Annotated in this window: 19 protein-coding genes and 1 pseudogene; 4 read left to right on the top strand and 16 right to left on the bottom strand. The window is 62.3% G+C overall.

Going from position 1 to position 22,923, the window contains the following annotated elements; genetic code table 11:
• Window positions 1–8: 8 nt before the first annotated feature.
• Window positions 9–125 (top strand): annotated as a pseudogene (locus tag NF676_RS12215) (metal ABC transporter ATP-binding protein); the annotation flags it as partial.
• Between the two features lie 274 nt (window positions 126–399).
• On the opposite strand, the gene NF676_RS12210 reads toward NF676_RS12215, so the two are convergent.
• From NF676_RS12210 to NF676_RS12135, 16 genes are all read right to left on the bottom strand, one after another.
• On the bottom strand, window positions 400–3,477 hold the full coding sequence (locus tag NF676_RS12210) for an error-prone DNA polymerase (RefSeq protein ID WP_252887800.1): 3,078 nt from the start codon (window positions 3,475–3,477) through the stop codon (window positions 400–402).
• Window positions 3,474–4,889: a Y-family DNA polymerase gene (locus tag NF676_RS12205; RefSeq protein ID WP_252887799.1), complete on the bottom strand. Its 1,416-nt coding sequence runs from the start codon at window positions 4,887–4,889 to the stop codon at window positions 3,474–3,476. Before NF676_RS12205 ends, NF676_RS12210 begins: the two co-directional genes overlap by 4 nt.
• A 5-nt stretch (window positions 4,890–4,894) precedes the next feature.
• Window positions 4,895–5,512, bottom strand: a complete 618-nt coding sequence (gene imuA / locus NF676_RS12200; RefSeq protein WP_041478676.1) for a translesion DNA synthesis-associated protein ImuA — start codon at window positions 5,510–5,512, stop codon at window positions 4,895–4,897.
• Window positions 5,512–6,129: a transcriptional repressor LexA gene (lexA, locus tag NF676_RS12195; RefSeq protein ID WP_236169010.1), complete on the bottom strand. Its 618-nt coding sequence runs from the start codon at window positions 6,127–6,129 to the stop codon at window positions 5,512–5,514. The genes imuA and lexA overlap by 1 nt, the downstream gene beginning before the upstream one ends.
• A 197-nt stretch (window positions 6,130–6,326) precedes the next feature.
• Complete coding sequence (locus tag NF676_RS12190; protein WP_252887798.1) at window positions 6,327–6,605, bottom strand: DUF971 domain-containing protein; 279 nt, start codon at window positions 6,603–6,605, stop codon at window positions 6,327–6,329.
• Window positions 6,602–7,564 (bottom strand): HEAT repeat domain-containing protein, encoded by a 963-nt coding sequence (locus NF676_RS12185; protein ID WP_252887797.1) that lies wholly within the window; start codon window positions 7,562–7,564, stop codon window positions 6,602–6,604. Before NF676_RS12185 ends, NF676_RS12190 begins: the two co-directional genes overlap by 4 nt.
• Entirely contained in the window at window positions 7,561–8,409 is an 849-nt protein-coding gene (locus NF676_RS12180; protein WP_252887796.1) for an ABC transporter ATP-binding protein, read from the bottom strand. The genes NF676_RS12185 and NF676_RS12180 overlap by 4 nt, the downstream gene beginning before the upstream one ends.
• Window positions 8,409–9,188 carry an ABC transporter permease gene (locus NF676_RS12175; RefSeq protein ID WP_186569798.1) on the bottom strand — a complete coding sequence of 260 codons (780 nt, stop codon included), beginning with the start codon at window positions 9,186–9,188 and terminating at the stop codon, window positions 8,409–8,411. The genes NF676_RS12180 and NF676_RS12175 overlap by 1 nt, the downstream gene beginning before the upstream one ends.
• Before the next feature lie 445 nt (window positions 9,189–9,633).
• Window positions 9,634–11,058, bottom strand: a complete 1,425-nt coding sequence (locus tag NF676_RS12170) for an ABC transporter substrate-binding protein (protein ID WP_252887795.1) — start codon at window positions 11,056–11,058, stop codon at window positions 9,634–9,636.
• A gap of 211 nt (window positions 11,059–11,269) precedes the next feature.
• Complete coding sequence (locus NF676_RS12165; RefSeq protein WP_003225615.1) at window positions 11,270–11,515, bottom strand: 4Fe-4S dicluster domain-containing protein; 246 nt, start codon at window positions 11,513–11,515, stop codon at window positions 11,270–11,272.
• A 27-nt stretch (window positions 11,516–11,542) separates the two neighbouring features.
• The gene (locus tag NF676_RS12160) at window positions 11,543–13,273 is read right to left on the bottom strand and encodes a fumarate reductase/succinate dehydrogenase flavoprotein subunit (RefSeq protein ID WP_252877980.1); all 1,731 of its coding nucleotides are present in this window, start codon (window positions 13,271–13,273) and stop codon (window positions 11,543–11,545) included.
• Complete coding sequence (locus tag NF676_RS12155) at window positions 13,270–14,022, bottom strand: GntR family transcriptional regulator (RefSeq protein WP_252885886.1); 753 nt, start codon at window positions 14,020–14,022, stop codon at window positions 13,270–13,272. Before NF676_RS12155 ends, NF676_RS12160 begins: the two co-directional genes overlap by 4 nt.
• 225 nt (window positions 14,023–14,247) lie before the next feature.
• On the bottom strand, window positions 14,248–15,213 hold the full coding sequence (locus NF676_RS12150; protein ID WP_252887794.1) for a Gfo/Idh/MocA family protein: 966 nt from the start codon (window positions 15,211–15,213) through the stop codon (window positions 14,248–14,250).
• A gap of 9 nt (window positions 15,214–15,222) precedes the next feature.
• Window positions 15,223–16,110 (bottom strand): Dyp-type peroxidase, encoded by an 888-nt coding sequence (locus NF676_RS12145; RefSeq protein WP_076563227.1) that lies wholly within the window; start codon window positions 16,108–16,110, stop codon window positions 15,223–15,225.
• A gap of 74 nt (window positions 16,111–16,184) precedes the next feature.
• Window positions 16,185–16,922, bottom strand: a complete 738-nt coding sequence (locus NF676_RS12140) for a DUF72 domain-containing protein (protein ID WP_252887793.1) — start codon at window positions 16,920–16,922, stop codon at window positions 16,185–16,187.
• 10 nt (window positions 16,923–16,932) lie between these two features.
• The gene (locus NF676_RS12135) at window positions 16,933–18,720 is read right to left on the bottom strand and encodes a thiamine pyrophosphate-requiring protein (protein WP_041478664.1); all 1,788 of its coding nucleotides are present in this window, start codon (window positions 18,718–18,720) and stop codon (window positions 16,933–16,935) included.
• 180 nt (window positions 18,721–18,900) lie between these two features.
• Here NF676_RS12135 and NF676_RS12130 point away from each other — a divergent pair, with 180 nt between their 5' ends.
• The 3 genes from NF676_RS12130 to NF676_RS12120 all read left to right on the top strand — a co-directional run bounded on the left by NF676_RS12130 (window position 18,901) and on the right by NF676_RS12120 (window position 22,912).
• Entirely contained in the window at window positions 18,901–19,404 is a 504-nt protein-coding gene (locus NF676_RS12130) for a cupin (RefSeq protein WP_252887792.1), read from the top strand.
• 229 nt (window positions 19,405–19,633) lie between these two features.
• Window positions 19,634–20,473: a glutathione-dependent disulfide-bond oxidoreductase gene (gene yghU / locus NF676_RS12125; protein ID WP_236169021.1), complete on the top strand. Its 840-nt coding sequence runs from the start codon at window positions 19,634–19,636 to the stop codon at window positions 20,471–20,473.
• A 270-nt stretch (window positions 20,474–20,743) separates the two neighbouring features.
• The gene (locus NF676_RS12120) at window positions 20,744–22,912 is read left to right on the top strand and encodes a TonB-dependent siderophore receptor (protein ID WP_252887791.1); all 2,169 of its coding nucleotides are present in this window, start codon (window positions 20,744–20,746) and stop codon (window positions 22,910–22,912) included.
• Window positions 22,913–22,923: the final 11 nt, after the last annotated feature.

Genomic DNA, 22,923 nt, shown 5'->3' with positions numbered 1-22,923 from the left:
TTTGATTTATCTCGATTTTGGATAAACAGCCAAAACCTGTGGGAGCGAGCCTGCTCGCGAAGGCGGAGGCACGTTCGACATCGTCATTGCCTGACAGTCCGCATTCGCGAGCAGGCTCGCTCCCACTCTGATACGAGGCAGATCGACCATCTTCATTGCAACCAAAATCCCTGTGGGAGTGAGCTTGCTCGCGAAGGCGGCGGCACGTTCGACATCGTCATTGCCTGACAGTCCGCTTTCGCGAGCAGGCTCGCTCCCACTCTGATACGAGGCAGATCGACCATCTTCATTGCAACCAAAATCCCTGTGGGAGCGAGCCTGCTCGCGAAGGCGGCGGCACAGTCAACATCGTCATTGCCTCAGACTGCGCTTTCGCGAGCAGGCTCGTTCCCACAAAGGTCAGTGGAAATCCCGGCTCTGCACGTGAATGCCGTTGAGCAGCGGGCTAAGGTCGCTCATGCGCCCGGCGATCAGGTGGCGCACATCGCCTTCGCGTTCCCAGCGGCCGTCGACCTTGAGCAATTGCGACCCCACCAGCACTTGGCGCTGCCGCTCGGCCAGGTCACGCCAGACCACCACGTTGACGTTGCCGAACTCGTCTTCCAGGGTCACGAACGTCACGCCGCTGGCCGTACCGGGGCGCTGTCGGCCGGTGACCAGACCGGCCACGCTGACCGGCCGGCCATGTTCGATATCCATCAATTCCCGCGAGCTGCGGCAACGCCGGGCCTGCAACTCGCCACGCAACAACGCCAGTGGATGCGGCCCCAGCGTCGTCCCCACGGTCGAGTAATCAGCATGCAGGTCTTCGCCAACGCTGGGTTTGGGCAGGACGATTTTGACTTCCTCTTCGTTGGGCAGGCCGGCGAACAGGCCGAGTTGTTTCTGCACCCCGGCTACTTCCCAACGCGCACGATGACGATGCCCGGCCAGACCGCGCAAGGCGCCGGAGTCTGCCAGCAAGGCCTGCGCACGACTGTCGAGGGCGGCGCGCTCACCCAGGTCAGCGACATCGGCAAACGCCCCGTGGCGGCGCGCGGCTTCGATGCGCCGGGCATCTTCTTCGCGAAACCCCTTGATCATGCGCAGGCCCATGCGAATCGCCGGTTGCCCGGCACTCAGCGGTTCGAGGCTGCAATCCCAGTCGCTGGCGCGCACGTCCACCGGACGGATCTGCAATTGGTGCCGCCGCGCGTCCTGCAGAATCTGGTCCGGACTGTAAAAGCCCATCGGCCAACTGTTGATCAATGCACAGGCGAACGCCGCCGGCTCGTGGCATTTCAGCCAGCAACTGGCGTAGGTCAGCAAGGCGAAACTGGCGGCGTGGGATTCGGGGAAGCCATAACTGCCGAAGCCTTTGATCTGCTCGAAGATCTGCGCAGCGAATTCCGGTGTGTAGCCGTTCTTTTTCATGCCGGCGGCGAGGCGCTCCTTGTGCGGCTCCAGTCCGCCATGGCGCTTCCACGCCGCCATCGAGCGGCGCAACTGATCGGCCTCGCCGGGGCTATAGTCGGCAGCGACGATGGCGATCTGCATGACCTGCTCCTGAAACAGCGGCACGCCCAGGGTTCTTTTGAGTACGACTTCGAGCGCCGGCGACGGATAGGTTTCCGCCTCTTCGTTATTACGTCGGCGCAGATACGGATGAACCATCCCGCCCTGAATCGGCCCGGGACGGACAATCGCCACTTCGATGACCAGATCGTAGAAAGTCTTTGGCTTCAGGCGCGGCAACATCGACATCTGCGCCCGCGACTCGATCTGGAACACGCCGACGGTATCGGCGCGACTGATCATTTCGTAGGTCGGTTTGTCTTCAGGTGGAATCGTCGCGAGTGTCAGGTTCAGATCACGATGCCGGCGCAGCAGATCGAAGCAGCGGCGAATCGCACTGAGCATACCCAAGGCGAGAATATCCACCTTGAGCAGGCCGACCGCATCGAGGTCGTCCTTGTCCCATTGGATGATGGTGCGGTCGGCCATTGCCGCGTTTTCTACCGGCACCAAGGTGTCCAGCGGTTGCTCGGAAATCACGAAACCACCGGGATGCTGCGACAGGTGCCTGGGGAAGCCGATCAGTTGCCCGGTCAGGCTCAGTACCCGACGCAGCACCGGACTGTCCGGGTCGAAGCCGCCTTCACGCAAACGTTCCAGCGGCGGCGTTTCATCGCTCCAGCGCCCGCAGCAATCGGCCAGCGCGTTGATCTGATCCGGTGGCAGGCCGAGGGCCTTGGCCACATCGCGCACGGCACCGGTGGCGTGATAGGTGCTGACCACCGCGGTCAGCGCCGCACGCCGCCGGCCATAACGGTTGAACACGTATTGCAGGACTTCCTCGCGGCGCTCGTGCTCGAAATCGACATCGATGTCCGGCGGCTCGTTGCGCTCTTTGGACATGAAGCGTTCGAACAGCAGCGTAGTGCGATCCGGATCGATCTCGGTGACGCCCAGGGCAAAACACACCGCCGAGTTGGCGGCCGAACCACGGCCCTGACAGAGGATGTTCTGCGTGCGGGCAAAGCGCACCACATCGTGCACGGTGAGGAAGTAGCTTTCGTAGCCGAGTTCAGCGATCAGTTGCAGCTCGTCATCGATCTGCTTGAGCACCTTGGCCTGAGGCCCTTTAGGCCAGCGCCAGGCAATGCCCTCCTCGGTCAGATGACGCAACCAGGAACTGGCATTGTGGCCCTCGGGCACCAGCTCTTTCGGATATTGATAGCGCAGCTCGCTCAGATCGAAGGTGCAGCGTCTGGCCAGTTTTAGCGACGCTTCGAGCAAGTCCGGCGGATACAGTGCGCGCAGCTCATCGAGGCAACGCAAATGCCGCTCGCCATTGGGATGCAGGCGCAAACCCGCTTCGGCCACGGGGACGTGATGACGGATCGCGGTCATGGTGTCCTGCAAGGCACGGCGCCCCCGGGCATGCATGTGCACATCGCCGCTGGCCACGGCTGGAATCCGCAGCTCAGCCGCCAGAGCCAACAATGCCGCGAGCCGCTGCTGATCGTTCTGCCCGCGATGCAGTTGCACCGTGAGCCACAGGCGGTCGCCGAAGGTTTGTTTCAGCCAGCGCCCTTCTTCCCGGTCATCCACTGAATCCGGCACCCACAACACCAGCAAACCCGGCAGCGCTTCGGCGAAGTCTTCGCGCAGCAGCTGATACTGGCCTTTCTGCGTACGCCGCCGGGCCTGGGTGATCAAGCCGCACAGGGCCTGATAACCAGCAAGGTTTTCCACCAGCAGTACCAGTTTCGGGCCGTTGTCGATGCGCACCTCGCTGCCGATGATCAGCGGCAACTCCACGGACTTCGCCGCTTGCCATGCACGAACGATCCCGGCGAGGGTGCACTCGTCGGTGATCGCCAGTGCCTGATAGCCGTGCTTTTTCGCCCGCTGAAACAGCTCCAGCGCGCTGGAGGCACCGCGCTGGAAACTGAAATTCGACAGGCAATGCAGTTCGGCGTAATCGGCACTCATGCGAACCAGCCTTGCAGCCACAGCGCGCCGCCCTCACCCACAGCGCGCCAGGCCCAGCCCTGCTGACCGGCGCGGTTCTGGATCAGGTAGTAATCACGCCGCACGTCGCCACCGTCCCACCAACCGGATTCGATGCGCTCCGGCCCCATGAGAATCCGCGCCGAACCTTCCGGCACGCTCTGCGGTTCGTTGAGCAGCCAGCCCGGGCGCTGGACGCTGGGCAAACCTGTGCAAGGCTGTTTGTCGACGCCATTCTGCCACGCGCACTCGGGGCGATGATCGGCCTGAAAGCGCAAGCCCTGCACCGCGTCATCACCCAGCCGTGCGCGCAGACGTTCGCGCAATTGCTCCCAGGGCAAGGTCTGCTGCGGGCGGTCGTCGAACAGTTCCTGATACTGCGGAACGAAACTCGGCAGGTCTTCGGCGCGCAAGCGAAAACCACGCACCGGGGCCTCGACCTGGACTTGCTCCAGCCGGCCACGGGCCAGTTCAAACAGCATCGCCGCGTCACGCTCCGCGCTGAGCAGGCCGACCTTGATCACCGTGTCCGGCAGCCCTGCGTGTTCCAGATGCAGGTCAAAACGCTGCACGCCACTGTCGCGCCCACAGAGGAACGCCGACAGGTCGCCGGTCAAGCGCCGTAACGGGAACAGCAATGCCTGATGAGATTGCACGTCGAAATTCAGTTCGATGCGGATATCGAAACGGTCTGGCGGCAGATAGAACGCCAGCGCCAGCGGGCGTGCGCCGAACAGCGTGTCGAGGTGCTTGAGCATCTGCGCTTCGAAACGCCGGGCCAGTGCCTGGCGTGGCAGGCTTTGCACCTGACTGAGATTGCGCAGGCCCATGCGCGACAACGCCGTGGCGACATTCGGCTCCAGCCCCACACGATCAACCGGCAATTGCCCGAGATGATGCTGCAAGGCTTCGCTGTCCGGCACCACCAGGCCATCGTAGGCATTGGCCAGCACTCGTGCCGCCACCGGGTTCGGCGCGGCGACGATGCGATGGCGAAAGCCCAGATCTTTCAATTCCTGGCGCAGGCGAGCTTCAAATTGCGGCCAGGTACCGAACAGTCCGAGGCTCGATTCGATCTCGAACACCACGGTACGCGGGTAATGCACGCTGACCTGCGCGCTGAAGCGATAGGCCCACGCGGCGAGAAACTGCTGCCAGTGCTCGACCTCGGCCACCTCGTAATCGGCGGTGGCAAAGCCTTTGCTCATGGCTTGCGCGGCGGTCATCGACATGCCGGGGCGCAGGCCGAGTTTGCGCGCCGCCGGATTTACCGCTTGCAGCACTCGGCGTTGGGCCGGACCGCTGAGCAGCACCAACGGCTCTTCAGGGTCGGGCCGCTGACGCAGCACAGCGTCGAGGGCCAGTTGCGGAAAGAGAATACATACCCAGCGCATGACGATCAGTGCCCCACGGCAAAGGCAATCGGCGCCGCACGCGCCAGCCCGCCACGGCATTTGAGTACGCGGAGTTGCGCCGGTTTGGCATCGATGGCTATGCGCAACGCTGCCGGTGACGGGTTGACCGCCTCGCTCAACGGGCGCCAGGCAAAGGCCAGGGTCTGGCCGGTTTCCGCCGCTACCTGCAAACGCCGCAAAGCCCGGTCGTCGGCCTTGTTCGGCCAGCACAGCACCGCGCCGCAACTGCCCGAGCGCAGACACTGCTCCGCCGCCCACAAGGCATCGCGTTCGCTGGCCTGAATCACCGACAACTGGCGCAAATCGACCCCGGCATTGGCCCAGGCCTGCGGGTACGGCACGAACGGCGGCGCCACCAGCACGATGCGCTCACCGGCCGCGGACAATCGCGCCAGGGTTGGCCAGACCAGTTGCAGCTCGCCGACACCAGGGCCGGCGAGAAGGATTTCGCTCAGCGCCGCTTCCGGCCAGCCGCCGCTGGGCAGAGCTGCGTCCAGTCCCGCATGCCCGGTCGGCTGCGGACTCGCCGCCGGTGGCGCAGGCCTGCCGCGCCAGACCTGGCCGCCATTGAACAGCGTATCCAACGCAACGACGGCGCCCATCAGCCTTGCCTCACCAGACCACAGAACACGCCTTCAATGGCCAGATCCTGATCATCACGCACGACAATCGGCTTGTACGCCGGGTTGCGCGGCAGCAGGCGCACTTCATCCCCGACCCGTTCGAAGCGTTTGATGGTGACTTCACCGTCCAGACGCGCAACGACGATCTGGCCGTTCAGCGCCTCGGGATTGCGCCGCACACCGACCAGATCGCCATCGAGAATGCCGTCTTCGATCATCGAGTCGCCCTGCACCCGCAGCATGTAATCCGGGGTGCGGGAGAACAGCGCCGGGTCGAGCAGCAAACGGTTATGGATATCGGCATCGGCGCCAATCGGCGCGCCGGCGGCCACACGACCGAGTACGGGGATCTCCAGCAGCTCCGGACGCGCCGGCTGACCGAGCAAACGAATGCCCCTGGCCTGATGCGGGTTGACCTCGATGAAACCGGCTTCGGTGAGCGCCAGCACATGCTTGCGCGCCACGCTGCGCGAGGCAAAACCAAAAGCCTCGCTGATTTCAGCGAGGCTTGGGGGCTGACCGTGCTCGGCGATGCGATCGCGGATAAAGGTCAGAATGGCGGTACGGCGGGGAGTCAGATTGGTCATGGAGTACATTTGTACTCCTGTGGGAATTTCCTGACAAGAACCGCCAGTCGGCGCATGCCGACGCAGGGAGCTGCAATCGGATCAATCTGTGAACACAGTCCCTGTGGGAGCGAGCCTGCTCGCGAAAGCGTAGTGTCAGGCGACGATGATGTGAATGTGCCGACGCCTTCGCGAGCAGGCTCGCTCCCACAGGGGGCCAGGAAAATTCAGGAATTCAGTTGCGCCAGGTACTCCCACGGATAAATCCCGCGTTGATGCCCGTCGCTGAATACCAGTTGCACACCATACCCCTGCGGGTTGAGTTCGATCAGACGCACGCGATCATCAACCAGCGGCGTGACGCCGCGCAGGCGAAATGCGCGGCATTGCGAGCAAGGGCATTGCCGGCGCAGATCGGCATGCTTGAGCAGCGATTCGCGCCCGTCCGGCCAGCTCAGGCGTAACGTGCGCTCACTCTGCGAGTTGCCCACCGACAGCGGATTCATTGCAGCTGACTCAACGCGATGCGCACGGCTTTGCGCACTTCCGGGTCGCCGTCGTCCTGCGCTGCCTGCAACGCGGCCACGGCGCCGCGATCGTTCAACTCTCCAAGCGCCAGAGCGGCCTCCTTGCGCAGGTTGCTGATGCGGTGGCCGAGGGTGTCGATCAGCGCGTCCAGCGCCGGGACGAAACGCAGACGACCGAGGCTGCGAGCGGCGCGCAGGCGCACTTGCCAGTAATCATCGCTCAGCGCTTCGAGCAAGGTGGGGCCGGCGTCGCTGTGGCCAACCTTGCCCAGTGTCGTCGCGGCTTCTTCGCGCACTTGCCAGGCGGGGTCGTGCAAGGCCTGGCTCAGCGCCGGCAACACTTCGGCGCCACTGGCCAGACCCAGCGCACCGGTCGCGGCGCGGCGCACTTCGGTGTCCGGGTCGTCGCTGGCCAGTTGCGCCAGGGCTGGCAGCGCGTCGAGCTGTTTGAGCCAGCCGAGCACACCGACCGCTTCGCGACGGACATTGGCATCGGTGTCCTCCAACGCGGCGACGGCAGCCGACGCGGCCTCGGCGAAGCGCAATTCGCGTAACGCCCGAAAGGCGGCGATGCGCACACTGACATCGGCATGTGCGGTCCACGGCAGAATGACCCGCCCCGCCGCCGCAGTCTTGAGCAGGCTCAGGCTTTGCGCCGCCGCCGATTGCACAGCGGGCGACGTATCCGTCAGCGCTTCGCACAAGGCTTGCACGACCGCATCGTCCTCCCACGCTTCAAGCAATCGCGCAGCTTCAGCGCGAACATCCTCGGCAGGATCCTGACGAAGTCGATCAACCAGCCAGAGCAAGCCATCCGGTTCTTCGAGATCGGCCAGATCGATCAAGGCAATGCGCCGCACGCCAGCGTCTTCAGCCGTCAGGCGCGGTTGCAGGGCGAGGATGTCTTCGTTGTCGGTCACAGCAAAAATAGAGGTCATAGGGCAAATCGCGGCAAAGGGTTTTCAGGAGGCAGGCCGAGCGGATTGAGGCGCGGCAGCGGTCGGTCGTTGTCGTGGCGCAGCAGGTCGAGGCAGTGGCGCTTGAGGCGAGCGAATTCCGGGCTGGTGACCAGTTCGCTGGTGCGCGGACGCGGAAAGTCCAGAGGCAAGTCTTCGATGATTCGCCCCGGTCGCGCGCTCATTACCAGCAAGCGGTCGGCGAGAAACAACGCCTCGTCGATGTCGTGAGTGACGAAAACCACCGTGGTGCGGATGCGCGTCCAGATGTCCAGCAGCAGTTCCTGCATGTTCAGACGGGTCAGCGCATCCAGCGCGCCGAACGGTTCGTCCATCAGCAACAGTCGCGGGCGATTGACCAGCACCCGGGCGATTTCTACCCGTTGCTGCATGCCCCCAGAGAGCTGATCGGGCCAGCGCTCGGCGAAGCCTTCGAGGCCGACCAGTGTGAGGATTTCATCAGCCGCGCGATGCCGCTCAGCCTTGTCGACGCCGCGCATCTTCAGGCCGAAGGCGACGTTGTCGCGCACCGTGCGCCACGGGAACAGCGTGTGGTGCTGAAACACCATGCCGCGTTGCGGAGACGGGCCGGTCACCGCGCTGCCGTCGACTTTCAGGCTGCCGGTACTGGCATTCAAGTGTCCGGCCAGGGCGCCGAGCAAGGTCGACTTGCCGCAACCGGACGGGCCGAGAATGCACACGAACTGGCCGGATTCGATCTGGCAATCGAGGCCCTGCACCGCTTCGAAGGCTTCGCGGCCCTGGCCGAGGACGATGGACAATTGGCGAATGTCGATCCGCCCTGCCGGGGTTTGCATCACGCTCATCAGGCTTTGCCTCGCGGTCGATGCCAAGGCGTGAACAAGCCGCCCAGGCGTTTGATCAGCCAACTGCTGCCCATGCCCAACACGCCGATCAGGAGCATGCCGACGACAATGTCGGCGTAGTTCTGAATGGTGTAGGACTCCCAGGTGTAGTAACCGATGCCGAACTGCCCGGAGATCATTTCCGCGGTCACCAGACAGAACCACGACGTGCCCATGCCGATCGCAAGGCCAGTGATGATGCTCGGCGCAGCGCCCGGCAGGATTACTTCCAGCAGAATCGCCCGACGCCCGGCCCCGAGGCTCTTTGCCGAGGCGATCAGGCGTGGATCAACGCCTTCGACGCCGTGCACGGTATTGAGCAGGATCGGGAACAGCGCGCCAGTGAAGGTGATGAAAACCATCGACAACTCCGAGGACGGAAACATCAGGATCGCCAGCGGAATCCACGCCACGGCGGGGATCGGGCGCAGGACTTCCAGCGGTGGCAGCAAAATGTCTTCAGCCCATTTCGACCGGCCGATGGCCAGGCCCAGGGCGATGCCGATGATCAGCGCCGCCAGATAGCCGGCGAAGACGCGGCCCAGGCTGCTGCTCAAGTGCTGCCAGAGTTTGCCCGAGTCGCCCAGGCCCAGTGCGGCTTCGATCACCGCCAGTGGCGTCGGCACGTTGGCAAAGGTGACCAGGCCGAGGTTCCAGTGATGGCTGGCGGCTAGTTGCCAGAAGAGCAGGCAGAGCAGCAGTGAGGCGGCTCTTGATGTCCAGCGCAACGGTGTTTTCATAGTCCGGTTTCCAGTTCGGGTTCTGTGTGATGGCTGAGATTTACCCCCTCACCCCAGCCCTCTCCCCCAGGGGGGCGAGGGGGAAAGGGAGCCGATTTGCGTGCTTTTCACGACCTGAGTTCGACTCGGTACTAAACGTCGGCGTATCTCACCAACAACTCGGTCAGTCCCCTCTCCCTCCGGGAGAGGGTTAGGGTGAGGGGCTTTTGATCTTCAGCGCTTGCAGACCTCAGTTCGACTCGGTAATTCACGTCGGCGTATCTCTCACCAACAACTCGGTCAGCCCCCTCTCCCTTTGGGAGAGGGTTAGGGTGAGGGGCTTTTGATCTTCAGCGCTTGCAGACCTGAGTTCGACTCGGTAATTCACGTCGGCGTATCTCTCACCAACAACTCGGTCAGTCCCCTCTCCCTCCGGGAGAGGGTTAGGGTGAGGGGCTTTTGATCTTCAGCGCGCAGCAACAACCTGCGCAGTCGCATCGCTAAAGTCGAACACCTTGCCACCCTGCGCCGCAGCGTATTGCTGGGCCTGGCCCTTGAGCAGAAATGCGCTGAGGTGGCCCTTGGCGTCGCTGGCAAACCACGCCTGTTCAGCGAGCAACTTGATCCCGCTGTCACTGGCCTGCGCATACACCGCACGAATGTTCTTGCCCTCCTGCTTCAACCCCGCCAGCGCGGTGAACGCCGCTTCAGCCGAGCCGTAACGGCGGACTTTTTCCTCACCGCGCACCCAGATTTCCGCGACATGGCTGACGTCGGTGATGGCATTGCCCGTCGCCGCATCCACGCCCGGCAATGGCGTCTGCGCGTAGTTGGCCAGTTGCGCGGTGTAATCGAGGTTCGCAGCCTTGAAGGCGGCGCGGATGTACTGGTCGTCGATGAAGTTGTTCAGGTCGAGCCCGCGATCGGCTTTCTTCAGCAGCTTCAAGGTATCGATGGCGGTACCGACAGCCTGGCGGTATTCAGGTTTCCAGCTCAGGTCGCGGGTCTGTACGCCGAGCGGGCCGTGAAACAGGTAGTTGACCTCGGCATCGACCCCGGTGACTTTGGCGATCAGTTCGCTGTACTTCTCCGGTTCGGCGGCAAGCAGTTGGTTGGCTTCGATGCTCGCGCGCAAATAGGCGACGACGATTTCCGGGTACTTCCTGGCGTAGGCCTGATCCACCAGTGCGCCATGGAAAGTCGGCGCGTTGGCCTGGGCGCCGTCGTAGATCTTGCGGGCGAAACCACGGCTCGGGAACAGCTCGGCGAACGGCACGAAATCGGCGTGGGCGTCGATCTTGCCGGCCTGCAATGCCGAGCCGGCGACTTCCGGTGGCTGGGCGATGATGTTGACATCCTTGAGCGGGTCCCAGCCCTGCTCTGCCACGGCGCGCAGCAACATGCCGTGAGCCGTCGAGGCGAACGGCACCGAAATGGTCTTGCCCTTGAGTTCACTCAAGCTCTGCACGGCCGAAGCGCTCGGCACGACGATGCCGTTGCCGCTGCCCTTGATGCTGCCTGACAGCACGCTGATGAACAGGCTGTGCTTGCCCGCCGTTTCGAACGCCACGCCGTTGAACGCACCGGGGAAATCGGCCATGGCACCGAAATCGAGTTTGCCGGCGACCATCTCATTGGTCAGCGGCGCGCCACTGGTGAAATTCTTCCACTGCACGTCATACTTCGCGTCTTTGTAGGCGCCATCGTGGGGCAGGTATTTTTCCAGCAGACCCAGTTCCCTGATCAACAACCCGCCAGCGGCGCAGTTGATGGTGGTGTCCTGAGTGCCGATGGCGATGCGGATGGTTTCGGCCGAGGCCGACAAGGTGAATGAAGCCAGTACCAGACCGGCAAGTGCTGCACGCAACATGAGTGTTTCCCCTCGAATCATTTGTTTGAAGTTCGTCTCCGCCGCGATCAGGGCGCGGTGGGAAACGAGGGGTGTTTTGCATTCAGCGTCCGGGGTTCACCGGATGGCTATTGGATAATCACAATTGCAATGTGGGAGCGAGCCTGCTCGCGAAGGCGGCGGGTCAGTCACCATCATTGTTGAACGAACGATTGCTTTCGCGAGCAGGCTCGCTCCCACAATGGATTTGGGGTCAACGCAACAAATAGGGGATGTCGACCTTCACCGCCCCCGTCGGGCAATCCTTCTCGCACGGCATGCAGTACCAGCATTCATCGAATGCCATGTACGCTTTTTGCGTGGCCGGGTTGATCGCCAGCAGGTCCATCGGGCAGACGTCGACGCACACGGTGCAGCCCTTTTCGGCGATGCATTTGTCCTCGTCCACGGTGACCGGCGCGTTGGAGCGGAAGAAGATTTCCTGAGCTTGATAAGCCATGGTTCGGACTCTCTTTCTAGTGATGCATCAAGCGGCGAAGGCGCCGACCCGCAGGCGGTCGTAGGCCTGCATTTCTTCGGCATCGAGCGGGATGATGTAAGGCTCGACGGCTTTCTTGAAACTGGTCATGCGCCCGTCCTCGCCCTTCTTCAGATGGCAATGGCAGAACCACTCGGCGTCGTTGCGTTGCGGGTGATCGACGCGATAGTGGTACAAGCCCCAGCGGCTTTCGGCGCGGAACAACGACGCGCGGGCGGCCATTTCGGCGCAGTCGCGGATCACGCTGGTTTCCATGGCGCGCATCAATTCGTGAGCATTGCTGGCCTTCATCTGCTCAAGATCGTGCTCGATGTCGCTGAAACGCTGCAGGCCGATCTGCATCTTCTTGGTCACTTTCGGCGGTTGCAGGTAGTCGTTGACGAAGCGGCGCAGCTTGTATTCCACCTGCGCCGGTGGCAGGCCGTGTTCGCGGTCGAGCGGCGCGTAGACCCGGGCTTTCTCCTTGGCGATCTGCTCGCTGTCCAGTGCGGAAAACTCGCGACCGGCGACAAACTCCGCCGCGTTGTGCCCGGCGAACCAGCCGTAAGTGAACGCGCCAAGCATGTAATTGTGCGGCACCGCAGCCATGTCGCCGGCCGAATACAAGCCTTTCACTGAAGTCTCGGCACGCTCATTGACCCACACGCCGGACGCCGAGTGGCCGCTGCAAAAGCCGATTTCCGAAATGTGCATTTCAACCATCTGCGTGCGGTAGTCGGTGCCACGGTTGGCGTGGAACTGGCCACGGCTCGGGCGCTCATTGCTGTGCAGGATTTCCTCGATGTTCTGGATGGTTTCCTCGGCCAGGTGATCGAGTTTGAGGAACACCGGACCGTTGCCGCTCTCCAGTTCCTGATGGAATTCCCACATCATCTGCCCGCTCCAGTAGTCGCACTCGATGAAGCGTTCGCCCTTGTTGTTGGCGGTGTAGCCACCCAGCGGGCCGGTGACGTAGGCACAGGCCGGGCCGTTGTAATCCTTGATCAACGGGTTGATCTGAAAGCACTCGAGATTGGCCAGTTCGGCGCCGGCGTGATAGGCCATCGCGTAGCCGTCGCCCGCATTGGTCGGGTTCTCGTAGGTGCCCATCAAGTAGCCAGACGATGGCAGACCCAGGCGTCCGGCCGCGCCGCAGGCGAGAATCACTGCTTTGGCCTTGATCACATGGAAGTCGGCGGTGCGGCAATCGAAGCCCATCACTCCGTTGATCGCGCCCTCCTCGTCGGTCAACAAACGCGTGCATACCAGGCGATTGGTGATGCTCACCCGCGCACGTTTCAACTGCCGATACAGGACTTTCTTGATGTCGTGCCCTTCCGGCATCGGCAGCACATAGGCGCCCATGTGGTGGACCTTTTTTACCGCGTAGTCACCGGTCTCGTCTTTCTCGAACTTAACGCCCCAGCGGTCGAGTTGTTCGATGGTTTCAAAACTGTGCGTCGCATAGGCGTAGACCGCCGCCTGATTGACGATGCCGTCGTTGGCGATGGTGATTTCCTTGGTGTACTGCTCCGGCGTCGAGTGGCCGGGGATGATCGCGTTGTTCAGGCCGTCCATGCCCATGCTGATCGCGCCGCTGCGCTTGACGTTGGCCTTGTCGACCAGCAAAACGCGCAAATCGCGGTTCTTCTCTTTGGCCTTGATCGCCGCCATCGGCCCGGCCGTACCGCCGCCAATCACGACGATGTCGTATTCCTGTTCTAGAACGTTGCGGGTCATGCCTGCTCCCCTTTTTGCCGGTCGATCCGCAGGCGGTACTGGAACGCATCGCCACGGTAATAAAGGTGTTCGAAGTCCAGCGGCTGGCCGTGGGCATCGTGGGTCAGGCGCTCGATGCGCATGATCGGCGAGCCCGCTTCGACGCTGAGTGCCTGGGTCAGGTCGCTGTCGGCCAGCACCGCATCGATGGCCAGATCGGCGTGGCCGAGGGCGATGCCGCAGTCGTTTTCCAGAATCAGAAAGATGTCGCGAGTGACCAGATCAGCCTTCTCCAGCCGTTCGCCGACGGCTTTGGGCAGGTAGGTAATTTCCAGCGAGATCGGCTCGCGGTTGATCAGGCGCACGCGTTTGATCTGCGCGACGATCTCACCTTCGGCGAGCTGCAGACGCTCGGCCACACGCTTGTCGGCCGGAATGAATTTGAAACTGCGCAGGCGGTTGATCACTTCATAACCGCGCCCGGTCATCGACTCGGCGAGGCCTTGCAGGCTGCTGACGTTCTGAAAGGTTTTCGGCTTGGCGACAAAGGTGCCCTTGCCGTGGATTTTGAAGATCAACCCTTCCTTTTGCAGATCACCCAGCGCCTGGCGCACGGTGATACGGCTGACTTTGAACAGCGCACCCAGCTCGCTTTCGGAAGGCATTTGACTGTCTTGCGGGTATTCACCGTCGAGAATCCGCGCACGCAGGACGTCGCGCAGTTGGGTGTGCAGCGGAACGCTACTGAGGGAGAGAACGTTATCGGTCATTGTCGGATCACTTGTTATAACGAGTTATGACGTGATCTTAGAGACGTTATGAAGAGGTTGAGAAATATTGTTTGGGCATAACCTTAGATGCGTGTTGCGCCGGAAGACCTGTGGGACATCTGTGGGAGCGAGCCTGCTCGCGAAGGCGGTGTGTCAGTCACCAAAATACTGACTGACAGGATGCTTTCGCGAGCAGGCTCGCTCCCACAGGGGATCGTGAGCTATTTAGCGTTTGAGGATCCAGTCCATTACCCAATCGGTCTTGACGGCTTGCTCGGCCACGGCGGGATGCTGTGAATCACCCCGAATATGCGCATTCATCCCCAGCACGTGATGCCACTGAATATGCTCATGGTGGGCAATCTCCAGGCTGATCTGCTCGTCGGCAAACAGCTGCACCGGATGTTCATCAAACACCGAAAACCCGATCCGCCCTTTGCTGCCGATAATCTCGACGCGATCCTCACGGCGATCCGCAACAAAGTTCCAGCAGCCCGTGCCCAACGCCCCGGAGGCGAATCGCCAAGTGGCGCTGACCGCATCTTCAGCCGCGTACAAACCTGCCTGACGCGCGGTGAAACCGGCGACTTCAACGATGTCGCCAAGCAGATACTGGAACAGGTCCAGGCCATGGCTGGCCAGGTCGGCAAAGTAGCCGCCGCCAGCCACCGCAGGGTCGGTGCGCCAATTATCGCGACCCTCAAGATCAGCCGGCGACGGCGCTTTGGTCAGTGTCCAGCTCAGATGGCGGACATCGCCGATGCGCCCCTCCTCCAGCCATTGCCGCACCTGAGCGAAGCGCGGCAGCGAGCGGCGGTAATACGAGACGAACAAGTGCAGACCGGCAGCGGCAAACGCTTGCTGCATCTCGCGGCTTTGCCCGGCGTTGAGCGCCATGGGCTTTTCCACGCAGCAATGCTTGCCGGCGGCGGCGACTTTCAGGCTGTAGGCGTGGTGGCTGTCGGGCGGTGTGGCGATGTACACCGCGTCGACTTCGGGATCGTTGATCAGCGCATCGACATCGGTGTAGACGCGACTAATGCCGTGGCGCGCAGCGTAGTCGGTCACCGCTTCGAGGCGACGGCCCATTACCGCAATCAGCGCCGAACCGGGCGCCTTGTAGAAGGCCGGCCCGCTCTTGCGTTCAGCGACACTGCCGCAACCGATCATGCCCCAGCGCACCACGTTCATATGCAGTCCTCAGCCGATGCGCAACGCGCGCAGATCAAGGCGTCCGTCCTTGAGCGGCGGGCACCAGTAGTAGCCGCCGGTGATTGGCCGGCTGATCTGGTACAAGCCATCGGCAATACCGTCTTCCAGACCGCTCATACGGCGCAGCTGCGCTTCGAAGGCATCGAGGGAGAAACCGAAAGCGAGGAACATCAAACCGGCACGATCGCCTTCGATCCACGGCATCGAGCGGCGCACGACGAAGGCTTCCGGCGCAAAGCTTTCCTGCGCGGTGCGTTTGACGTGGGCGGAGATCGGCGCGTCGTCGATTTCTTCGTTATCGCTCAAGCGACGCCCCATGATGTCGTCCTTGGCCCCGGCAGACAGGCGATGAAAACCCTTGAGGTCGTGCTGCCACTGCTGGATCGCGGCGAAGCTGCCACCGACCAGCCCGTCCGCGCCACTGCTTAGCAGTGCGGCGGCGACAGCGGCGTCATCGTGGGGGTTTTCCGTGCCGTCCTCATAACCGGTGAGGTCGTGGCCCTCCATGTGGCGGAAGGCTTCCTGCATCTCGACCAGACGCAAGGCCGGAGCCAGCGCGGCTTCGATAGCGTTGCAGCGGTTGAGCAGCTCACCACGGTCAACACCGTGCAGCCAGATCCACAGGGCATGCTGGGTCGACGGGTTATTCACGCCAACGCCGGTCAGCGCCGGGAAGCTGCGCAGGCCAGCGATTTCGACATTCAGCGCCTTGGTCAACGACTCACCAAAGCCAACCACCGCCGACTTGCCATCCACCAGCATCAGCAGGCTGTCGATCGCTTGCGGCAAGGCTTCAACCGACGCCAGGGCGAAAAACAGATGACGTGCTTGCGCAGGAACAGGGGTAGCGAGAATGCCCGGCTGGTAGTAACTCATGTGAACTCCTTGAAAAAGTGCGCGGAGTTTACCTGTAGCCGGATCGTTTGTGTGGGTAACGAGAGCGTCGTCGTTCAGCGCTCACCGCCTTCGATCAACGCCTTCAAAGCCAGCGCATCGGCGGTGGCGGCACCGCTGGCGGTGTTGTCGAAGATGCACCAGATGTGTTTGCCCTCGGCACTGGCGCGCAGCAGGTTCCGGGCAAGCTGTTGCAGATAGGCCGCTTCATAAGCGCTGTGATAAATCCGAGGCGAGCCGTGCAGGCGCCAATACTGCAGGCCTTGCCAGCCACCCGGCGCGGTGTCGCTGCTGATCCGCGAGGGATCGACCACCGCTTGGGCGATTTGCAGATCGACCAGCATCGCTTCAGCGCCAGTCCACGATTCGTGTCGCGGTTCCAGCACCACACTGCCTTTGTACCGCTCGCGCAGGGCGTTAAAAAACGCCTCGGCCACCGGCGCATCGAAAGCAAGTTTCGGTGGCAGTTGCACTAGCAGGCAACCGAGTCGATCACCCAAGCCCTGGCCTTGCCCGAGAAACTCATCGAGCGCGGCCGCGCTGTCCGCCAGCCGCTGTTCATGGGTGATGAGCTTCGGCACTTTCACGGCGAAGCGAAAGTCCGGCGCCACCGAATCAGCCCAGCGCTCGTAGGTCTGACGCCGATGCGGGCGGTAGAACGAGCTGTTGATCTCCCCACAGTTGAAGCGCGCGGCGTAGCGTTGCAGGTGCGTGCCTTCGGCGGGGAATGCCGGCCAGTGCTCGCGAGCGAGACTCCAGCCGGCGCAACCGATAAAGATCGCTGGCTCGTTCAAGCGCCCACCGTCATTTTTTCCCGGGCAACACGGCGCCGAGCACCTGCTTGGCGGTCTGCACAATCACCCCGGCTTCGTCCGGATCGCCCTTGAGCAGGGTCGTGGCGAATTTCTTCGCTTGCTCAAGCTTGATGTGCGGTGGCAGCGGCGGCACGTTCGGGTCGGTCTTGAACTCGATCAGCACCGGCACTTCCGAGGCGAGCGCTTGCTCCCACGCAGCGGCGACCTCTTCTTCACGATCAACAAAAATGCCCTTGAGGCCAATGGAGATCGCGAACAGGTGATACGGCACGTCCGGGATGCTCTGCGACGCTTCGAACTTTGGATCGCCCTCCATCACCCGCTGCTCCCAGGTGACTTGATTGAGGTCTTCATTGTTGAACACCGCGCAGATCCATTTCGGGCTCTGCCATTGTCGCCAGTATTTGGCGACAGTGATCAGCTCGGCCATGTTGTTCATCTGCATCGCGCCATCGCCGACCAGGGCAATGACCGGGCGTTCCGGGTAGGCGAACTTGGCCGCGATCGCATAGGGCACCGCCGCGCCCATCGAGGCCAGGCCACCGGACAGTGAGCATTTCATGCCGCGACGGATTTTCAGGTCACGGGCGAACCAGTTGGCGCATGAGCCGGAATCGCTGGTGATGATTGCCTGCTCAGGCAAGCGCGGTGACAACTCGTAGACCACTCGTTGCGGGTTGACCGGATCGGCTTTGGCCATGGCACGTTTTTCCAGGGTTTTCTCCCAGCTGCTGCGCCAGCCTTCGATCTTCTTGCGCCATTTGTTCGAGGTTTTCTGTTCCAGCAAGGGCAGCAACGCGGCAAGGGTTTCCGCTGAATCGCCGACCAGATTGACCTCCATCGGATAGCGGAGGCTGAGCATGTCCGGCTGCAGATCGATTTGAACCCCGCGCGCCTGGCCTTCCTTGGGCAGAAACTCGGAATACGGGAAGCCCGAACCGATCATCAGCAAGGTGTCGCATTCGCTCATCAGCTTGTAGCTGGGCTCGGTACCGAGCAGGCCGATGCTGCCGGTGACCCACTGCAAATCATCTGGCAACGCTGCTTTGCCCAACAGCGCCTTGGCGACGCCCGCGCCGAGCTTTTCCGCCACGGCGATGACCAGATCGGTCGCCTCCAGCGCGCCGGCACCGACCAGAATCGCGACTTTCTCGCCGCTGTTCAGCACCTCGGCGGCGCGTTGCAGATCGGCGGCATAAGGAACGACTTTCGGCTTGCTGTAGCCGACGCCGGAATGCGCGGTGCCATGGGCACGCGCCGGTTGTTCGTAAGGCAGGTCCTGCAAGTCATTGGGCAGAATCAGCGCGGTGACGCGGCGCTCGCCGACCGCAGTGCGCACCGCACGATCAAGCAGATGGCGCACTTGCGACGGCGCCGAAGCCTGCTGCACAAACGCACCGGCGACATCCTTGAACATCGACACCAGATCCAGCTCCTGCTGGTAGTGGCTGCCCAGCGCCGTCCGCGCCTGCTGACCGACAATGGCCAGCACCGGCATGTGGTCCATGCGCGCGTCGTAGAGGCCGGTGATCAGGTGCGAAGCGCCGGGACCCGAGGTGGCGATGCACACGCCCAGCTCGCCGGTGAACTTGGCGTGGGCCGAGGCCATGAACGCAGCCATTTCCTCGTGCCGTGCCTGAACGAATTCGATCTTGCCTTTGGCCCGGCTCATGGCGCCGAACACGCCGTTGATGCCATCCCCCGGATAACCAAAAATCCGCGTGACGCCCCATTCGCTGAGCCGCTCAACCAGAAAATCACCTACTGTCATCGTCATCTTGACCCTCGCCATTTACCGCTGCATGGACATGTAAGGGTCTGGACAGCCCGCTGCACGATGAAGTTTCGCTGGATTGTCCGGGCATGAACTTCGGCGCCGTGTTTGCGCGGCAATGATTTTTTGAGGCGTGCGCCCTGCTCTGTGGTCGATTGAGAAATGATCGAAGGAGGATGGGCCATGACTGAAGTACAAACCCTGCTGCTTCAACGCAATGACTGGGTGCCGAACAATCCGCGTCTGCCAGTGCTGATCTACCGCAGCGCGGTTGCCGTTGAAGGCGACGATCCCGCGGCGCGCTTCGAGCAGACCTTCGGCGCCAATGGCTGGCCGGCGCAGTGGCGCTACGGCATTTATGACTATCACCACTACCACACTGAAGGCCACGAAGTGCTTGGCGTGGCGGCCGGTCAGGCGCGGTTGATGTTGGGCGGGCCTGACGGGCAAGCCGTCGACGTCAGCGCCGGGGATGTGCTGTTGCTGCCTGCCGGAACCGGGCACTGCAATCTGGGATCGAGTGAGGATTTTCTCGTGGTGGGTGCTTATCCGCCGGGGCAGCAGGCGGATATTTGCCGGGCCGCGCCGAGTGATGCGCAGTTGGCGCAGATCGCGGGGCTGGCGTTTCCTGAGACAGATCCGGTGCAGGGAGTCGGGGGTGCAGTTGGGCGGTATTGGAGCCATTAGGCGCGGCGACCCTGCCGACGCTTTCGCGAGCAGGCTCGCTCCCACAATGAATACGGGTGAACCCTGTTTCTCTGTCCAATACATACCCTGTGGGAGCGAGCCTGCTCGCGAGGGCGGCAGATCGGTTTACATCATTCAATATGAATAACCGCACTCACCGCTGGCACCCGCCGGAAATTTTCCCTACGGTGTCTACCTGTTCTCTCCCAGCATCGACGAGGTCCGTTTCATGAGCAATGCGTCTTACGTTCCGCCCAAGGTCTGGAAACACGAAGCCCCGTCCGGCGGCCACTTCGCCAGCATCAACCGGCCGATCGCCGGGCCGACCCATGACAAAGAGCTGCCGGTCGGCAAGCATCCGCTGCAACTGTATTCGCTGGCCACGCCCAACGGCGTCAAGGTCACCATCATGCTCGAAGAGTTGCTCGCACTCGGCCACAGCGAGGCCGAATACGACGCGTGGCTGATCCGCATTGGCGAGGGCGATCAGTTCTCCAGCGGCTTTGTCGAGGTCAACCCGAATTCGAAAATCCCGGCGCTGCTGGATCGCAGCGTCGAGCCGCCGATCCGGGTGTTCGAGTCCGGTTCGATCCTGCTGTATCTCGCGGAAAAGTTCGGCGCCTTGCTGCCCAAGGATCCGGCCGGTCGCACCGAAACCCTCAACTGGCTGTTCTGGCAAATGGGCTCGGCGCCGTACCTGGGCGGCGGTTTCGGGCACTTCTACGCGTATGCGCCGGAGAAGCTCGAATATCCGATCAACCGCTTCACCATGGAAGCCAAACGGCAGCTGGATGTGCTCAACCGCCGTCTCGCCGACAACGCCTATCTGGCCGGCGACGATTACACCATCGCCGACATTGCCGTGTGGCCCTGGTACGGGCAACTGGTGCGCAACAACGTTTACTCGGCGGCGGAATTTCTCGCCGCGCACGAGTACACCCATGTGCAGCGCTGGGCGGAAGAAATCGCCAAGCGGCCAGCGGTCATCCGTGGGCAGCGAGTGAATCGCACCTGGGGTGATGAAGACAGTCAGGTACCGGAGCGGCATGAGGCGAAGGATCTGGACTGATTTCAAAAAAACCGCATAACCCTGTGGGAGTGAGCCTGCTCGCGAAAGCGTCGTATCAGATAACGCATCTGTTGAATGACACACCGCCTTCGCGAGCAGGCCCGCTCCCACATTTGCCTGCGGAGGCCATCAAATCCAATTGTGAAAAAATCATTAACTAACTGACTCGTACGGGTTTATTCCCCCGGAAACTTCCGACATACTAATGCGAATAATTCTTACATTCACTCGCATTAGTTTCGTTTGGGTAAATCTTGGGGAAGCAGATAGATGTCGTTTCACACCATTCACCGCCGCTCGAACCTTTCACCTAACCTCCTCGCACTCGCCATCGGCATGGCCAGCATCGCTCCTGCGTTGGCTGAAGAAACCGCAGCCACTGCGCCAGCCAATGGCCCGCTGGAACTGCAAGCGACCGAAATCGGCGCTACGCAGATGAGCAGCACCACCGAAGACACGCAGTCCTACACCACCGGCCCGATGCAGACCGCGACCAAGCTGTCGCTGACCATGCGCGAAACGCCGCAGGCGGTGACGGTAATCACTCGTCAGCGCATGGACGACCAGAACATGACCAGCGTCAACGACGTGGTGCGCGGTACGCCGGGGCTGTTCCTCAGCGAGGCCAGCGGCCCGGGCCGGCAGACTTACAAGGCGCGCGGTTTCGACATCGACAACATCATGTACGACGGCCTGCCCAGCTCGTATTCGCCGTTCACCCTGGCGGTGCAGCCGAACCTGGCGATGTTCGACCGGGTGGAAATCGTCCGCGGTGCGACCGGTCTGGTCACCGGTGCCGGCAACCCGTCGGCGGCGATCAACATGGTGCGCAAGCGTCCAACCGCTGATCAGCGCGTGACCCTCACCGGCGCCGCCGGCAGCTGGGATGACTACCGTGGCGAAGTCGATGCCTCCAGCCCGCTGAACGAAAGCGGCACCCTGCGTGGCCGGGTAGTGACGTCGTATCAGGGCGCGGACAGCTTCCGCGACAAGGAAGAAAACGATCACGGCCTGTTCTACGCCATCGGTGAAGCCGACCTGAGTGACAGCACCACCGCGACCCTCGGTTTCTCCCGGCAGAACGATCAGACCAACTATTTCTGGGGCGGCCTGCCGATCGGCGAAAACGGCCACCACCTCGACCTGCCCCGCTCCACCTACCCGGGCACCGATTGGGAAAACCGCAAGCTGCAGGTCGACACCGTGTTCGGTGAAGTCGAACACCGTTTCGCCAATGACTGGAAACTGCACATCGGCGGCTCGACTTCGACAACCGAAGGCGAATTCTCCGGCACGTACCTGTCGCGTTACGACGGCCCGCTGGAAACCACCGCCTACCAATCGCACCACACCGACAAGCAACGCGCCTTCGACGGTTTCGCCAGCGGCCCGTTCGAAGCGTTCGGCCGCACTCACGAACTGGTGGTCGGCGCCAGCAACCGCGTGTACGACGCCACCACCAAGGAATACTCGCCCTACGACACCGGTCTGCCGATCGCCGCGCCCAAGCCTGACTTCGTCCGCAGTGGCAAGTCGCGTAACGTCACCACCCAGGACGCGGTTTACCTGACCACGCGCTTGAGCCTGGCCGACCCGCTGACGTTGATCCTCGGCAGCCGCCTGGACTGGTATGACTACGACGATCGCAGTGCCGACGGTGACTTCAAGGTCACGCGCAACCTGACCCGTTACGCCGGCCTGATCTACAAACTCGATGACCATCACTCGGTCTACGCCAGCTACACCGATATCTTCACCCCGCAAACCCAGAAGGACCTCGGCGGCAAAGTGCTCGAGCCGATCGTCGGTGAAAACTACGAAGTCGGAATCAAGGGCGAATATTTCGACGGCGCGCTGAACGGCAGCGTGGCGGTGTTCCAGATGGACCAGACCAACCGCGCCACCCAGGCGGCGACCCAGCTCGGCTGCCCGGAACTGACCTGCTACGAAACCTCCGGCAAGGTTCGCGCCCAAGGCGTGGACATGGAACTGCAAGGTGCGCTGACCGAGCAATGGCAAGTCGGCGCCGGCTACACCTACACCCGCGCCCACTACATCAAGGACGAAAACCCGGCCAACAATAACCAGAAATTCGACACCGACATGCCCGAGCACCTGTTCAAGGTCTCCACCGTGTATCGTTTCAAAGGCCCGCTGGAAAAACTGCGCGTGGGCGGCAACGTCTACTGGCAGAGCCGCATGTACAACGACATCGCTCTGGCCAATGGCGGCAGCTATCGTCTAGAACAGGGCGGCTACGCGGTCACCGACCTGATGGCCGGTTACGAGGTCAACAAGCACCTCGACCTGCAGGTCAACGCCAACAACATCTTTGACCGCAAGTACTATTCCTCCATCGGCACCGACGTGACCTGGGGCTCGACCGACAACTACGGCACCCCGCGCAGCTACATGATGACCGCCAAGTACAAGTTCTGAGGCGATAGCGC

Source organism: Pseudomonas siliginis, assembly GCF_024072275.1.
In the GTDB taxonomy this organism is placed as follows: Bacteria; Pseudomonadota; Gammaproteobacteria; order Pseudomonadales; family Pseudomonadaceae; genus Aquipseudomonas; species Aquipseudomonas siliginis.
This window is presented reverse-complemented; position numbering and strand designations above follow the sequence as displayed.

Coding starts and splice junctions, on each gene's coding strand:
- NF676_RS12210 (WP_252887800.1), bottom strand. CDS start 3,477: ATGAGTGCCGATTACGCCGAACTGCATTGCCTGTCGAATTTCAGTTTC.
- NF676_RS12135 (WP_041478664.1), bottom strand. CDS start 18,720: ATGACGATGACAGTAGGTGATTTTCTGGTTGAGCGGCTCAGCGAATGG.
- NF676_RS12155 (WP_252885886.1), bottom strand. CDS start 14,022: ATGACCGATAACGTTCTCTCCCTCAGTAGCGTTCCGCTGCACACCCAA.
- NF676_RS12145 (WP_076563227.1), bottom strand. CDS start 16,110: ATGAGTTACTACCAGCCGGGCATTCTCGCTACCCCTGTTCCTGCGCAA.
- yghU (WP_236169021.1), top strand. CDS start 19,634: ATGAGCAATGCGTCTTACGTTCCGCCCAAGGTCTGGAAACACGAAGCC.
- NF676_RS12120 (WP_252887791.1), top strand. CDS start 20,744: ATGTCGTTTCACACCATTCACCGCCGCTCGAACCTTTCACCTAACCTC.
- imuA (WP_041478676.1), bottom strand. CDS start 5,512: ATGGGCGCCGTCGTTGCGTTGGATACGCTGTTCAATGGCGGCCAGGTC.
- NF676_RS12205 (WP_252887799.1), bottom strand. CDS start 4,889: ATGCGCTGGGTATGTATTCTCTTTCCGCAACTGGCCCTCGACGCTGTG.
- NF676_RS12130 (WP_252887792.1), top strand. CDS start 18,901: ATGACTGAAGTACAAACCCTGCTGCTTCAACGCAATGACTGGGTGCCG.
- NF676_RS12185 (WP_252887797.1), bottom strand. CDS start 7,564: ATGACCTCTATTTTTGCTGTGACCGACAACGAAGACATCCTCGCCCTG.
- NF676_RS12170 (WP_252887795.1), bottom strand. CDS start 11,058: ATGATTCGAGGGGAAACACTCATGTTGCGTGCAGCACTTGCCGGTCTG.
- NF676_RS12180 (WP_252887796.1), bottom strand. CDS start 8,409: ATGAGCGTGATGCAAACCCCGGCAGGGCGGATCGACATTCGCCAATTG.
- lexA (WP_236169010.1), bottom strand. CDS start 6,129: ATGTACTCCATGACCAATCTGACTCCCCGCCGTACCGCCATTCTGACC.
- NF676_RS12175 (WP_186569798.1), bottom strand. CDS start 9,188: ATGAAAACACCGTTGCGCTGGACATCAAGAGCCGCCTCACTGCTGCTC.
- NF676_RS12160 (WP_252877980.1), bottom strand. CDS start 13,273: ATGACCCGCAACGTTCTAGAACAGGAATACGACATCGTCGTGATTGGC.
- NF676_RS12190 (WP_252887798.1), bottom strand. CDS start 6,605: ATGAATCCGCTGTCGGTGGGCAACTCGCAGAGTGAGCGCACGTTACGC.
- NF676_RS12165 (WP_003225615.1), bottom strand. CDS start 11,515: ATGGCTTATCAAGCTCAGGAAATCTTCTTCCGCTCCAACGCGCCGGTC.
- NF676_RS12150 (WP_252887794.1), bottom strand. CDS start 15,213: ATGAACGTGGTGCGCTGGGGCATGATCGGTTGCGGCAGTGTCGCTGAA.